Raw genomic sequence first — 15,052 nt, forward strand, 5'->3', positions numbered from 1 at the left:
CGTGCCGCGACACCCGCACCACGTCCGCGACAGCCGGCGGCGATGCGACCCCCGCGGTCGTCGCGTCACCGCCGGCTGTCGTGTGGGCGGAAGGAGTGTCGCGGGCGAGCCGGGACGGTCTTCCTGAGCGGGGTTTCGGGCCGAGACCCGGATCGTCAGGCCGGGGCGGGGAGGGCGGCGCCGAGATGGGCCGCGATCGCGTCCACGTCACCGTCGGTGAGGACGGTGCACGACCAGGTCAGTTCCACCACCAGCGTCTGGGCGCCGTCGGCCGCGACCTCCACGCGGCCGTCGACGGTCAGCGGGTGGTCCACCTCCAGATCCGCCGCCGGGGTGGTGCGTGTCCACCGCGACTGCGGGGCCGGCCGCCACGGCTGCTCCGCGCCGAGGTCGAGTACGCCCAGGAAGTTGACCAGCACCTGCGCCCGCGGGGACCGCGCCAGCAGACGAGCGGTGCGTGGATTGCAGTAGCGGGCCAGCCCGTAGCCGTATCCCGGTTCCGCCAGCTGCTCCTCGATCCGGTCCCGCCCGTCGGACGCGGCCGGATCGCACCGCACCGGCCACAGCGCGGTGAGCCAGCCGACGGTCTCCGACAGATCGGCGTCGACCAGATCACGGCCGTGGCCTTCGACGTCCACGAGGAACGGCGCCGCGTCGCCCGAGGTGTGCCCGGCCCGCCAGCGGTCGAGGGCATCGGCGACGGCCGCGACGAACGACGGCGCGGTCGGCGTCTCGGCGGGCAGGCGCAGCGTCCGGGTGCGCAGGTCGGCCTGGGTGACGGCCGGACCGGCGGCCGCCGGGAACAGTGGCGAGGCGCTCGCCAGCAACGTCCGCCATCGGGCGGCGTCGGCGGTGGTCTCCGGGGCCGCGGCGAGCGCGGCGACCGCGTCGGCGTAATCGGCGAAACCGGTCAGGGGTGCGCCGAGCGCGGCGCGGCGCCCGGCGGTGAGCGCCGCGTCGGCGACGGCGAGGTCGTCGAGCAGGAGGCGCCAGGACACCGCATCGATCGCCAGATGATGGATCACCAGGACCAGCCACGCGCCGTCCGGCGCGAACACCGCCCCGGCCTGCAGGCAGCCGTCGACGGTCGGGTCGAGGCGGGCGTGAACCCGGTCCGCGATCGAGGCGAATTCGGCCTCCCCGGGATCGGCGGCCACCTGGTGCACGGACAGGAGGTCCGCCGCGCGACAGTCGGCGACGGCGCGCGGCGTGGGCGACCACACGCCGCCCGCGGCGACCCCGACTCGCAGGCGCAGCGCCTCGTGGCGGGCGAGCACGGCGTCGAGCACGGCGGTCAGGCGATCGACGCCGATACCGTGCGGAAGCGCGACGGTGACCGACTGGGCCAACGACTGCCAGCGCCCGGTCCGCGCGGCCAGCTGCGCGGCGATCGGGGTGAGCGGGAGCGGCCGGGTGCGTTCGGTGATCGGGACGACGCCGTCGGGATCGCTCACCGCGACCTCCCGGGCGAGACCGGCGAGACGCGCCACCGTGCGGGCCTCGAAGACCTCGCGCACGGAGAGTTCCAGACCGCGCCGCCGCAGCCGGTTGACGACGGTGATCGCCACGATGCTGTCGCCGCCGAGGGCGAAGAAGTCGTCGTCGCGGGCCGCGCTCACCCCCTCCGGGAGGCGCAGCACCTCACCGAAGACCTCGGCGATCACGCGCTCCGCGGCCCCCTCGACCGCCTCCCCGGTACCGGAGATCACCGGATCCGGCAGCGCCGCGCGATCGAGCTTCCCGTTCGCGGTCACCGGCAGCGCGTCGAGCAGGGTGAGCGTGGCCGGGACCAGATGCGCCGGCAGCTCGTCGGCGACGGCCGCGAGCAGGCCGGCGGGCTCGACGCCGTCGGCGCCGCTCGAGGCGACCCCGTAGGCGGCGAGCACGGTCCGGTCGTCGGCCGTGCGATGGCCCACGACGACGGCCTGCGCCAACGAGCCGGTGCGCAGCAGCGCGTGCTCGATCTCGCCCGGTTCAACGCGTTGACCACGCAGTTTGAGCTGCGCATCGCTGCGTCCGGCGTATTCCAGGACACCGTCGGCGGTCCACCGGGCGACGTCGCCGGTGCGGTACATGCGCTCACCCGGGGAGAACGGCGACGCGACGAAATGCGCCGCGGACAGGCCCGGTCGCCGTGCGTAGCCGCGGGCCAGCTGCACCCCGGTGAGATAGAGGTCGCCCCAGACGCCGATCGGGCGCTCATCGAGGGCCGGACCCAGCACCCGGGCGCCGGTGTTCCACACCGGCCGGCCGATCGGCACGACCGGTCCGGTCAGCCCGGTGACGTCGATCTCGGTGACGTCGACGGCGGCCTCGGTGGGGCCGTACAGATTGTGCAGGCGCGCATCGGGGAAACGCTCCGCGACGCCGTCGCGCAGGGGTGCGGTCAGGGCCTCGCCGGAGCAGAGGATCCGGCGCAGCCCTTCGACGGGCTCAGGGAGCGTCGTGGGGTCAGGGGGCGGCGTGGGGTCAGGGGGCGGCGTGGGGTCAGGGGGCGTCGTGGGGTCAGGGGGCGTCGTGGGGCTAGGGGGCGTCGTGGGCTGAGTGGCCGCGGCGAGAAACGCCCGGAGCATCGACGGCACGAAGTGCACGGTCGTGACGGCATCCCGGCGCAGGATCTCGGCGATCCGCGCGGGGTCTCGATGGGCGTCCGGTTCGGCCATCACCACCGTCGCCCCGGCGATGAGCGGCCAGAACAGCTCCCAGACCGAGACGTCGAAGCCGGTCGGTGTCTTGTGTAGCACCCGCTCGCCGGGCACCAGCCCGTAGCGATCCTGCATCCAGCACAGCCGGTTCACGATCGCCCGATGCTCGACGACGACCGCCTTCGGGGTGCCTGTCGACCCCGACGTGTAGATCAGATAGGCGGCGCGCCGGTCCGGGAGGGATCCGGGTGCGGGCGGGCCGGCGGCGGGCACGGGCCGATCGCAGATTCCGCGCGCGTTCACGACCAGCGTGGGCACCTCGTCGCCGGTATCGGCGCGGTCGGTGATCAGCACCGCCGGTGCGGCGTCGTCGAGCAGGAAGCGCCGCCGCGCGGGTGGATGTTCGCGGTCGAGCGGCAGATACGCCGCGCCCACCCGGTGCGCGGCGAGCAGCGCCACCGAGAGCGCCGTCCCGCGCGGCAGATCGACGGCGACGACGTCGTCGACCCCGGCGCCCGCGGTGGCGAGCTGTGCGGCGAGCCGGCCGGATGCGGCGAGCAGGTCGGCGTAGGTCGTGGTCTCGCCGTCGGCGAGCACCGCCGTCACGGTGGGATGTGCCGCGGCGGCCGCCGCGATGAGCCCGGTCAGGTCGGCGCCCGGGGGCACCGGATGCGCGGTGGTGTTCGCCGCGTCCAGGCTCCGGCGGTCGGCGGCACCGAGCAGGTCGAGCCGGCGCAGCCGCAGCCCGGGATCGGCCGTCATCTGTGCCAGGGCGGCGGCGAGGAGTCCGGCGATCCGTTCGACGGTCGGCCGGTCGAACAGATCACGGGCGTACTCGATCCGGGCGGAGAGCGCCGGAGAATCGGCCCGCTCCAGGAACTCGACGGTGAGATCGAACTTCGCGCCCACCGGCGCGAGCGGTTCGACCCGGGCTTCGAGCCCGGCGAAGTCCGGGACGGGGACCGGGCCGCGGTACTGAATCATGGTCTGGAACAACGGGTTCCGGCCGAATCGCCGGGGCGGGTCGACGGCGTCGACCACCTCGGTGAAGGGCATCAGCTGATGCTCCAGCGCCGCGAGGTCGGTCTCCCGGACGCGGGCGAGTAACTCGGTGACGGTGGGGTCGTCGTCGACGCGGGTGCGTACCGCGACGGTGTTGGTGAACATGCCGATCACCGCGTCCAGATCGGGATGGCCGCGACCGGCGACCGGGGTGCCCAGAACGATGTCGCCGGACCCGCTCAGCCGGGCCCAGACCGCGACGACCGCGGCGTGGATCACCATGAACGGAGTCGCGGAGGCGCGGGCGGCCAGCGCCCGCACGGCGGTGCCGAGGTCGCCGGGCAGCGTGAACTCGACCGTGCCGCCGCGCCAGGTCGGCGTCTCGGGCCGCGGCCGGTCGTAGGGGAGAGCCAGTTCGTCGGGGATCCCGGCGAGGGCCGCGCGATGGTGCTCACGCTCGCGCGGCCGGTCGACGGACCGCTCCTGCCAGCCGGCGGCGTCGGCGTACTGCAACCGGGCGGGCCCGGCGGGAGCCTCGCCGTTCACGACCGCCCGGTAGTCCTCGGCGAGTTCGGCGAACAGCTGCGGCGCGCACCATTCGTCGGCGGCGATGTGGTGCACGGTCAGCTGCACGGTCCACGACGCGTCGCCGCGACGGGCGACGTCGACCCGCAGCGGAAGCTCACTGGCCAGGTCGAACGGCCGCTCGCGGGCCGCGGCGAGGCCGTCGGGGTCGTCGTGCACGACGAACGGAACGGGCGTGCCGGGCGGTGCGATGACCTGCACGAGGGCGCCGCCGTCACCGGCGATCAGGCGCGTGCGCAGGGCCTCGTGCCGGTCGGCGAGGTGCCCGCAGGCGGCGGCGAGTGCCGCGGTGTCGAGTAGTCCGCGCAACGACACCGCGAAGGGCAGGTTGTACGACGCCTCGGCCGTCCCGGGTGCTTGCCGGGTGAGCTGTTCGGCGGCCCAGACGCCGCGCTGGGCGGCGGTCGCCGGCAGCGGGTCGGGGCGCGGCCCGGGCGGCACCGGACCGGTCGGCGCCGGATCGGCGGCATGCCGGTCGATCTCGGCGGCCAGCGCCGCGACGGTCGGGTGGTCGAAGACGCTCCGCACCGTCAGCGGCAGATCCCGGTCGGTGGTGATCCGGTGGAGGAGCCGGGTGGCGAGCAGGGAATGCCCGCCGAGCGCGAAGAAGTCGTCCCCGGTCCCGACCCGCTCGACGCCGAGTACCTCGGCGAACGCCGCGGCAAGGCCGATCTCGGTCGGCGTGCGCGGCGCCTCGTCGGCGACGGTGAGCAGACCGGCCGGATCGGGAAGGGCACGCCGGTCCACCTTGCCGTTGGGCAGTGTGGGCATCGCGTCGAGCAGGACCACCGCGGGCACCTGATACGAGGGCAGCCGCGCGGCGAGCGCCGCGGTGATCCGCTCGCGGTCGGGGCCGCCGGGTGCGACGGTGAGGTAGGCCCAGAGGGCCGATGCCCTGGTGGCGTCCGGACGGGTGACGACGGCCGCCCCGGTGACCCCGGGGACCGCGCGCAGCGCGGCTTCGACGCCGACCGTCTCGACCCGGTGGCCGCGGATGGTGACCTGCCCGTCCACACGGCCGTGGAATTCGAGAAGACCGCCGGGCCGCCAGCGGCCGAGGTCGCCGGTGCGGTAGAGGCGGCCGGGGCCGAACGGATCGGCGACGAACCGTTCGGCGGTCAGCGCGGACCGCCCCAGGTATCCCCGGGCGATCTGCGGTCCGGCGACGTAGATCTCGCCGATCACCCCCGGCGGCGACGGCCGCAGCAGCGGGTCGAGTACGCGCACCGTCGATCCCGGGACCGGCCGCCCGAGGGTCACCGGCTCGCCGTCGGCATCCAGCTCGGCGACCGTCACATCACCGGCCACCTCCGACGACCCGTACGAGTTCACCACCCGGGCGGAGGGCGAGACCGCCCGGAGGGCCGCGGCCACGTCGGCGCCGAGCGGTTCCCCGGACAGCACCCACCGGGTGATGCCGGCGCACGCCGCCGGTTCGGTGGCGGCGAGGGTGGCCGCGAGTGACGGCACCGCGGTGACCTGGGCGACCGGTTCGGCGCGCAGCAAGGCGGCCTGGGCGGCGAGGTCGACGCGCTCGGCGTCGTCGGCGATCACCAGGCGCGCACCGGCGGCGAGGGCGCCGAGCAATTCGGTGAGCCCGTCGATGAAGGCGAACGAGCTCTTCAGCAGTCGCGCGTCGCCCGGCGCGGCCGGCCACAGAGCGGTGGCCCACGCGATCCGGGTGGCGAGCGCGTCCCGGGTGCCGGCGACACCCTTGGGGACCCCGGTCGATCCGGAGGTGTAGGCGAGGTAGGCCAGCGCCGAGCCGGGCGCGGCGGGATGCGGATGGTCGTCGGCGTCGTCCGGCAGGTCGTCGACGACGATCCGGTGCGCCGCGACGGGCGGCAGCGCGGCATCGGCGGTCGTGACGAGCACCGCGGGACCGGCGTCGCCGAGGATGTATTCGACCAGCTCCCGCGGGTAGCCGAGGTCGATCGGCAACACCGCGGCCCCGGCGCGCAGCGTCGCCAGGATCGCGGCCGCCGCATCGTCGCCGCGGGGCAGGGCGACGGCGACCACCGCATCGGTGCCCGCGCCGGCGGCGCGCAGCGCCGCCGTCAGCGCGCGGACCCGGGGTTCGCGCGGTCCGGCATCCCGGAGCAGCCCGGCGAGATCGGGCTGCTCCCGCTCGGGTCCGGCACCCAGCGCGAGCACCGCGGCGGGCGGCGGTGCCGAGGCCGCGACACGTGTATCCGGCCGGTCGGCGAGCACCTCGAGCATCGAGACCAGCGTCCCGGCGATCCGGGTCACGCGCTCGGCGCCGAGCGCGGCGGGCAGGTGGTGCAGGCGGATCTCCAGGTGCGGCGTGACGACCACCTGCACGGTGAGCGGATAGTGCGTCGAATCGCGCGGGGCGATCCCGGCGAGCCCGAGACCGGTCGCAGCGAAGGCCTCGCGCAGCGGCCCGGACGATGCCGGATGGTTCTCGACGACGAGCAGGGTGTCGGCCAGCTCGCCCGCGCCGATCGCGCCGGCGATCGCCGGCAGGCCCACCCAGTGGTCGGTGAGCACCGTCGACTGGTCGTGCTGCACGCGCCCGGCGACGTCGATCACCCGGTCGGCGCCGGCGGCGCGGACCCGGACCGGAACGGCGCCGATCGTCATCCCGATCAATGACTCGGCACCGGAGAAGTCCGGGCTGCGGCCGGAGACCGTCGCGGCGAACAGCACATCGGTGCGCCCGGTCTCGTACCCGAGGGTCAGTCCCCATGCCGTCTGGACGAGGCTGCCGAGGGTGACCCCGGCGGCGCGGGCCCGGTCGGCCAGCCGTTCGCCGAGGGTTCCCAGGTCATCGAGACGGACCTCGCGCGGCCGCGCGCCCATCCCCGCCGGGTCGGGTCCGGCGAGGAGCGTCGCCTCGGCCCCGTCGAGCAGTGGGCGCCAGCGGTCGAGCGCCGCTTCGCGGTCCTGCTCGCCGAGCCAGGTGAGGTAGTCGCGGAACGGCCGGACCGGTGGCAAGGTCGCGGTGGAGCCACCGGCGGCGTAGGTCAGCGCGATCTCCCGCAGCAGCAGCGGCGCCGACCAGCCGTCGAGGATCAGGTGGTGGTTGGTGATGAGGAGCCGCCAGTCGCGCTCTCCGGTCCGGGCCAGGGTCAGCCGCAGCAGCGGCGGCCGGGCCAGGTCGAAGCGTTCGTCGCGGGCGTCGTCGCAGATCGCCGCCCACCGGTCGGGGTCCTCCCGCAGGTCGTGCTCCGCCCAGCCGATCTCGGCCCCGTCGAGGACCAGGGCCACCGGCATCCCGTTCTTGCGCCGGCTGAACGCCGTGCGCAGGTTGGGGTGCCGGGTGAAGACGGCCTGGGCGCTGCGGTGCAGCAGTCCCGGGTCGAGGTCGCCGGTCAGGGCGATGTCGGCCTGTACCGTGTACGGGTCAGGGCCGTCGCCGACCAGGGTGGACGCGTACAGCAGTCCATCCTGCACCGGAGTCAGCGGCAAGATCTCGGCGAGTTTCATCGGCGGCGGGGGTCCTGTTCGATCGGGACAATGCTCTTATTAAGGTAAGCATTACCAAACCTTTGAAAGATGTTCGGGTCCGTACGATCCGAACCCGGACTGTGGGAGCCGCTGTGCGGGTGGTGCATCGATGACGGGGGTGGCGGAGGTGGCCGCGCCGCCCGGCGAGAGCGCCGCCGAGCGCACGGTCGGCGTGGCCCGGACCGATGCGTTCCGGGCGCTGGGCCTGCTGGTGCTGGCGGCGGTCCTGCTCGGCGTGGTCGTCGGCAGCCTGGCGATCGGCCCGACGTCGATCCCGCTGAGCACGGTGTGGGACACGGTCTTTCACTACACGGGCTCGCTGGAGCAGCTGACCGTGCGCGACGGCCGGATCTCCCGCACCCTGCTGGGCATCCTGGTCGGCATCGCGCTGGCCGTCGCCGGTGCGCTGATCCAGGCCATGACCCGCAATCCGCTCGCCGATCCCGGCATCCTCGGTGTCAACGCCGGCGCCGCGTTCTTCGTCGCCCTCGCGATCGGGGTGTTCGGCTACACCGGCATCTGGACGTACATCTGGTTCGCCTTCGTCGGCGCGATCGTCGCGGCCGCGGTGGTCTACGCGGTGGGCTCGCGAGGCGTCGGGGGAGCCAGCCCGGTCCGGCTCACCCTCGCCGGGGTCGCGGTGACCGCCCTGCTCACCGGCATCACCACCGCACTGGTCCTGCTCGATCCGAAGGCCTTCGACCAGATGCGGTTCTGGCAGGCCGGCTCCATCGCCGGGCGCACCCTGAGCGTGACGACCGCGATCGTGCCGTTCGTCGTGGCCGGGGTGGTTCTCGCGGTGGCCGTCGCGCGCCCGCTCAACGCCCTCGCGCTGGGTGACGACCTGGCCCGTGCGCTCGGCGCCAACACCCTGCGCACCCGGCTGATCGGCTTCCTCGCGGTGACCGCGCTCTGCGGTGCGGCGACGGCCGCGGCCGGCCCGATCGCCTTCGTCGGGCTGATGATTCCGCACGTCGCGCGCTGGATCGTCGGTCCCGAGCAACGCTGGATCCTGGTCTACAGCCTGGTCCTCGGCCCGATTCTGCTGCTGGTGTCCGACATCATCGGGCGCGTCGTGGTGCGTCCCGACGAATTGCAGGTGGGCATCGTCACCTCGTTCGTGGGTGCGCCGGTGCTGATCTGGCTGGTCCGCCGAAGCAAGGCGAGCGGCCTGTGAGCATCGACTTCGGCCGCCCGGTGGCGGTCCTCGGCAGGCGCACCGGCCCGTTCTCGCTGCGGATGGACGTCCGCGTCGCCGTCGTGGTGACGGTGATGGTCGTGGCGGCGCTCGGCATCACGCTGACCGCGCTGATGGTGGGCGACTACCAGGTGAGCGCCGGCGGTGTGTTCCGGGCGATCTTCACCGAGGCCACCACCCGCGTCGAACACCGCGAGCACTACGTGGTGGTCACCAAACGGCTGCCGCGGGCGCTGCTCGCTGTGCTGCTGGGGATCGCCCTGGGCATCAGCGGCGCGGTGATCCAGTCGCTGACGCGCAACCCGCTCGGCAGCCCGGACGTGATCGGTTTCAACATCGGTGCCTACACCGGTGCGCTGGTGGTGATCGTGCTCGGCGGCGGCAGCGCCGTCCTCGGCCAGTCCGGCGGCGCCCTGGTCGGCGGTATCGCGACCGCGCTGGCGGTGTACTTCCTGGCGTACCGGCAGGGTGTGCAGGGCTTCCGGCTGATCATCGTCGGCATCGGGCTCAGCGCCATGCTGGCCTCGTTCAACACCTGGCTCATCCTCACCGCCGACCTGGACACCGCGATGTCGGCCGCCGCCTGGGGCGCGGGCTCGCTGAGCACGTCGACGTGGGCGCAGGTGTGGATCGCGGTCGTCGTGCTCGTCGTCCTCGCGGTGGCGCTGGTGCCGTACGCCGGGCGGATGAAGCTGCTGGAGATGGGCGACGATGCCGCGACGGCGCTCGGCGTCCGGGCCGAGCGCACGCGGCTGGTGCTGCTGATCCTGGGTGTGGCGCTCACCGCCCTCGCGACCGCCATCGCCGGGCCGATCGCCTTCGTCGCGCTGGCCGCGCCGCAGCTCGCCAAGCGGCTCACCCGCACCGCCGGGGTGAGCCTGGTGCCCGCGGCGGCGATGGGCGCGCTGCTGCTCTCGGCGTCGGATCTGGTGGCGCAGCGGCTGTTCGCGCCGACCCAGCTGCCGGTCGGCGTGGTCACGGTGTCGATCGGTGGCCTGTACCTGGTGTGGCTGGTGGCCCGCGAGACGAGAAGGAACTGACGATGGGAAGAAGTGACATGAGCTGGTTCCGCCGCGGCGCGCACGTGCCCGCACCGGTGACCGACGGGCCGCGGCTGATGGCCGAGGACCTGACCCTCAGCTACGACAAGCGGGTGATCAGCACCGAGCTGAGCCTGACCGTGCCGGAGAACTCGTTCACGGTGATCATCGGCCCGAACGCCTGCGGCAAGTCGACGCTGTTGCGCGCGCTCTCCCGCCTGCTCTCCCCGGAGAGCGGGACCGTCCTGCTCGACGGCGCGCAGATCACCTCGCTGCCGGCCAAGGAGGTGGCTCGCCGCCTCGGGCTGCTGCCGCAGACCTCCACCGCGCCCGACGGCATCCGGGTGGCCGACCTGGTCGCGCGCGGGCGTTTCCCGCACCAGAGCCTGATCCGCCAGTGGACCGACGACGACGAGGCCGCCGTCGTCGCGGCGATGCGGGCCACCCGGGTCGATGCCCTCTCCGGACGGCTGGTCGACGAACTGTCCGGCGGGCAGCGCCAGCGCGTCTGGATCTCGATGGTGCTGGCCCAGCAGACCCCGCTGATCCTGCTCGACGAGCCGACCACGTATCTCGACCTGGCCCACCAGATCGAACTCCTCGACCTCTGCGCCGAGCTCAACCGGGAACAGAACCGGACGCTGGTCGCGGTGCTGCACGACCTGAACCACGCGTTCCGGTACGCCGATCACCTGGTGGTGATGAAGGACGGCGAGATCGTCGCTCAGGGGGCGCCCGGCGAGATCGTCGACGCCGGCCTGATCCAGCGGGTGTTCGACCTGCCGTGCCGGATCATCGACGACCCGGAATCGCATACCCCGCTGGTGGTGCCGCTGGTCAGCAGCCGGGCTGCCGGGCGGTCCACAGCGACCGCATGACGAGCACGGCGATCACGGCCAGCGCGGTGAGCACCAGGCCGTAGTAGACGATCGCGGTCGGCGCGGCCCAGAGCGTGCCGAGAGCACCGGCGATCAGCGAGCCGACCGTGACGCCGCTGACCTCCTGCGCCATCCAGATGCCGTTGACACGGCCGAGGAGGGGTCCCGGCGTGTGCTGCTGGATCAGCGTGTACCGGATCACCTCGGCCGTCGCATCGAGGAAGCCGATCGCCACCAGCACGATCACGACCACCCACAGCGCCGTGGCGACGCCGACCACGACGATCAGCGCGAGTCCGGCGGTCGTGGCGCTCAGCAGAATCGCACCGGGGCGTCGTGCATGGCCGATCCAGCCGCTGGTCAGGGTGGCCAGCAGGGCGCCGGCCGCGGTGGCCGCCATCAGATAGCCGACCACCCCGGTCTGGTCGCCGAAACGGTGGGAGACCAGGGCGGGCAGCAGCGCGACGAGGCCGGTGGCCAGCATGGTCAGGACGCCGACGCCCATCACCGACAGGACCACCGGGGACTCCCGGAAGAACGCGGCGAGCCCCGGGGGCGCGACGCCGCCGCGCCGCGGGTCGTCGGCGCCGGCCGCCTCGTCGGTGACGGGCACGTCGCCGGCGGGCGGGGCGTCGTCGGCGAGGGCGGCGTGCGGGGACAGTTCCGGGAGACCGAGCAGGATCACCACGGTCACGGCGGCCAGGAGGGTCGCCGCCGCGTAGGCCCATTCGACCCCGGCGGCCCCGATGATCGCCGCCGCGATACCGGGCGACACGGCGGTCCCCACCCGGACGGTCAGCGAGGTCAGCGCGCCGACGGCGGCCAGTCGCCGGCGGGGGATCAGGGTGGGCACCGCGGCCATCAGCGCCGCGCTCGACAGCGCGCCGAGCAGGCCGTCGACCGCGGCCAGTGCGTAGACCATCCACACCAGGGGCGAGCCGCCGAAGACGCCGAAGGCGTTGAGGCTCAGCCCGAGGAACGACGCGGCGGCCGCGGATCGGCCGGCCAGGATGAGCGTCCGCCGGTCCATCCGGTCGGCCGCGGCACCGCCGATCAGCATGCCCGCGAAGGTGGTCGTGCCGGTCACCGCCGTGGCGGCGCCGACCTGGAACGACGACCCGGTCAGCTGCCACATCTGCACGGGCACCGACACCATCAGCATGCCGATGCCGATCAGCGAAACGGCCCGCGCGACGAAGATCCGCCGGAAGGCCGGCGAGATCCGCAGCGGGGACAGGTCGAGGAGAACGGGTGTGGTGGACATCAGCGCGTCCGTGGGTATGCTGGCCGCCGCCGATACTCCGATACCCGACCGAAGGAGCAATTCATGACCAACACCCTGGACCGCGAACGCATCGTCGCCGACCTCGCCGAGGTGCTCGACGTGCCCGCCGAGGAACTCGGCGACGACGCGAACGTGCTGGATATGGGGCTGGACTCGGTGCGGCTGATGTCGCTGGTTGAGCGCTGGCGCGCGGCCGGGGCCACCCGCGCCGACATCGTCGTGCTGGCCGGCGAGCCGGTCGTCGGGGCGTGGGTGCGCGAACTCACCGCGTAGCCCGCTCGACGCCGACGGCGCGCAGCACCGTCGCCAGCTTGGCCTCGGTCTCGGCCACTTCCGAGTCCGGGTCCGAGTCGGCGACGATGCCGCCGCCGGCCCAGGTGCGAATCGACCGGCCGTCGCCCGAGACCTCGGCGCAGCGGATGGAGACCATCCACTCGCCGTCGCCGCCATCGTGGCCGGCCCGGGCCCAGCCGACCGCGCCCGAGTAGAAGCCGCGTGAGGACTCGGTGGCCAGGATGTGATCGCGCGCGGCGCGGGTCGGGGTGCCGCAGATCGCCGGCGTCGGGTGCACGGCGAGCGCCAGATCGAGGGCGGTGAGCGTGGGGTCGGCCAGCTCACCGGTGATCGGGGTGCCGAGATGCCACATCGCGGGCGTCGACATCAGCTCGGGGCGCGCGGGCACGTCGAGCCGACGGCACAGGGGCGCCAGCGCATCGGCGATCGCCGCCACCACGTAGCCGTGCTCGGCGTGGTCCTTCGGCGAGCCGGCGAGGGCGCGGCGCCGCGCGTCGTCGACGGCCGGGTCGGCCGAGCGCGGCGCCGACCCGGCGAGCGGATGGGCGCTCACCGTCGTGCCGGTCTTGCGGACGAGGACCTCGGGACTCGCGCCGACCAGGGCGCCGGGCCGGCCGGCCGGGGCCAGTCCGGTGACGAACACCGATCCGGCCGGGTCCTGCGCGCGCAGTGCGGCGGCGAGCTCCCAGGCGCCGATCGGGTCCGGGCAGTCGAGCAGCACGCTGCGGGCCAGGACGACCTTCTGCAGGTCGGTGCCCGGGTCGGCGAGTGCCGCCACGGCCGCGGTGACGCGCCGCCGGTGTTCGTCGAGCGGGGGATCGAGGCGTGCGATGCGAGTCGACGGTCCGAGTGTCACCGGGCCGGGCGCCCAGGCGCCGTGCACGACGTCGATGCGCCGGGGCACGGACAGGGCCGCGGCCTCGCGGATGTCGAACGGGAGCGCCCCGGTGACGGCCGGAGCGCGCCCGGAGCGCAGCGCTTCGGCGGCCTCGGCGGCATCGTCGAAGCTTCCGGCCCGGCCGTGGGCCACCGCGCGGTATCCGTTGCGGCACAACAGGAAGTCCGGTCGATCGGCCTTCCGGCCTGCGTCGTCGGCGAGGTCGTCTCGGCCGGGGGCCGGCGCTGTCGTCGACACGGTCATCGGTCTCCTCCTAGGCGGTGGGGGTCCGATTTGACCCCTTTGGTTAGGATAGACTCACCTACTTAGCGGTGCGAGTGTGCGGTGTGTGAATCCGGCCTCACGCATGGGCGATGACACGAGGAGTGGACAGTGCGCAGTGAGTCGATCCGGGTCTACGACCTCATCGGCGTCGGCTTCGGTCCGTCGAATCTGGCCTTGGCGATCGCGCTCGAAGAGCACAACGCCGCCTTCGGGACCGGCCTGACCGCACGTTTCTTCGAGCGCCGCGCGTCGTTCGCGTGGCATCCCGGCATGCTGTTGCCGGGAGCGACGATGCAGGTGTCGTTCTTCAAAGACCTGGCGACCCAGCGCGATACCCGCAGCGGCTACACCTTCCTGGCCTACCTCGCCGATCGCGGGCGGCTGGCCGACTTCATCAACCTGCAGAGCTTCTTCCCGCTGCGCGCGGAGTTCTGCGACTACCTGCGCTGGGCCGCCGCGCGGGTGAGCGTGCCGGTCGACTACGGCTGCGAGATCACCTCCGTGGACTGGGACGGTGATGCCTTCGTGGTGCGCGGTCGCGGTGGCGTGTATCGCGCCCGGAACCTGGTGCTGGGCAGCGGTATCCGGGCCAAGCTCCCCGCCGGGGTGACGCCGTCCCGGCACGTCTTCCACAATCACGACCTGCTCGACCGGCTCGCCGAACTGCCCGAGCCCGCGCACGGACGGTACGCGGTGATCGGCTCCGGACAGAGCGGCGCCGAGGTCGCCGAGTACCTGCTGTCGACCACCGGCGCGCAGGTGCACGCGGTCTTCGGCAAGTACGGCTACACCCCGGCCGACGACAGCCCGTACGCGAACCGGGTGTTCGACGCGTCCACCGTCGACGAGTTCTTCGGCGCCGACGCCGGTTCCCGCGAGCGGCTCCTGCACGACCATCGCGGCACCAACTACTCCGCCGTCGACGGCGAGCTGATCGAGCAGCTGTACCGGCGCGAGTACGCCGAGCGGGTGAGCGGCGCGCGTCGCTTCTTCGTCCACGGCGCCTCCGAGACGGCCGATCTCGCCGAGACCGGCGACGGCGCGCGCCTGCGGGTGCGGAGCCGGCTCACCGGTGAGGTGACCGTGCTCGACTGCGACGCGGTGATCCTGGCGACCGGCTTCGAGCCGGTGCCGGTGGAGCGGCTGCTCGGCGGCCTGGCGTCGTCGTGCCGCACCGATGCGGCCGGACGGCCGGTGCTGGACCGCCGCTACCGACTGTCGACGGACCCGCACATCACCGGCTCGATCTTCGTGCAGGGCAACTCGGAGCACTCGCACGGGCTCACCTCGAGCCTGCTCTCGAACGTCGCCGTCCGCGCCGGCGAGATCGTCGACACGCTCGCCGAGACGGTCGATCACTCCCGCCTCGCCGCCCCGCGCGCCGGCTGAGCGGCGAGGCACCGGCTGAGCCGCCTGGCCGCCGGCTGAGCCCTTCGACTTCGCTCAGGAACCACCGGTCGAGCCCGCCAGGGCGAGACCGTGTCGAAGCCCC

At 73.7% G+C, this 15,052-nt stretch carries 8 protein-coding genes; 5 read left to right on the forward strand and 3 right to left on the reverse strand.

Going from position 1 to position 15,052, the window contains the following annotated elements:
* Nucleotides 1-155: 155 nt before the first annotated feature.
* Nucleotides 156-7,682 (reverse strand): non-ribosomal peptide synthetase, encoded by a 7,527-nt coding sequence (locus MYK68_RS07255; protein ID WP_247867196.1) that lies wholly within the window; start codon nucleotides 7,680-7,682, stop codon nucleotides 156-158.
* A gap of 130 nt (nucleotides 7,683-7,812) precedes the next feature.
* Between MYK68_RS07255 and MYK68_RS07260 the strand changes: the two genes are divergently transcribed.
* Genes MYK68_RS07260 through MYK68_RS07270 form a run of 3 tightly spaced genes read left to right on the forward strand, consistent with a single transcriptional unit; the run spans nucleotide 7,813 to nucleotide 10,819 of the window.
* A complete protein-coding gene (locus MYK68_RS07260) occupies nucleotides 7,813-8,880 on the forward strand; it encodes an iron chelate uptake ABC transporter family permease subunit (RefSeq protein WP_247867197.1) in 1,068 nt (355 codons plus the stop codon).
* On the forward strand, nucleotides 8,877-9,941 hold the full coding sequence (locus MYK68_RS07265) for a FecCD family ABC transporter permease (RefSeq protein WP_247867198.1): 1,065 nt from the start codon (nucleotides 8,877-8,879) through the stop codon (nucleotides 9,939-9,941). Before MYK68_RS07260 ends, MYK68_RS07265 begins: the two co-directional genes overlap by 4 nt.
* Before the next feature lie 17 nt (nucleotides 9,942-9,958).
* Nucleotides 9,959-10,819, forward strand: coding sequence for an ABC transporter ATP-binding protein (locus MYK68_RS07270; protein WP_247867962.1), 861 nt, complete (start codon nucleotides 9,959-9,961; stop codon nucleotides 10,817-10,819).
* On the opposite strand, the gene MYK68_RS07275 is transcribed toward MYK68_RS07270, so the two are convergent.
* Nucleotides 10,779-12,083 (reverse strand): MFS transporter, encoded by a 1,305-nt coding sequence (locus MYK68_RS07275; RefSeq protein WP_247867199.1) that lies wholly within the window; start codon nucleotides 12,081-12,083, stop codon nucleotides 10,779-10,781. The genes MYK68_RS07270 and MYK68_RS07275 overlap by 41 nt on opposite strands.
* Before the next feature lie 63 nt (nucleotides 12,084-12,146).
* Between MYK68_RS07275 and MYK68_RS07280 the strand changes: the two genes are divergently transcribed.
* Nucleotides 12,147-12,377, forward strand: coding sequence for a phosphopantetheine-binding protein (locus tag MYK68_RS07280; RefSeq protein ID WP_247867200.1), 231 nt, complete (start codon nucleotides 12,147-12,149; stop codon nucleotides 12,375-12,377).
* Here MYK68_RS07280 and MYK68_RS07285 read toward each other — a convergent pair.
* Nucleotides 12,367-13,539, reverse strand: a complete 1,173-nt coding sequence (locus MYK68_RS07285; RefSeq protein WP_247867201.1) for an isochorismate synthase — start codon at nucleotides 13,537-13,539, stop codon at nucleotides 12,367-12,369. The two genes, MYK68_RS07280 and MYK68_RS07285, sit on opposite strands and share 11 nt — an antisense overlap.
* A gap of 129 nt (nucleotides 13,540-13,668) precedes the next feature.
* Between MYK68_RS07285 and MYK68_RS07290 the strand changes: the two genes are divergently transcribed.
* Entirely contained in the window at nucleotides 13,669-14,949 is a 1,281-nt protein-coding gene (locus MYK68_RS07290) for a lysine N(6)-hydroxylase/L-ornithine N(5)-oxygenase family protein (RefSeq protein WP_247867202.1), read from the forward strand.
* The last annotated feature ends 103 nt before the right edge of the window (nucleotides 14,950-15,052 follow it).

It is taken from the genome of Gordonia sp. PP30 (genome assembly GCF_023100845.1).
Taxonomy (GTDB): domain Bacteria; phylum Actinomycetota; class Actinomycetes; order Mycobacteriales; family Mycobacteriaceae; genus Gordonia.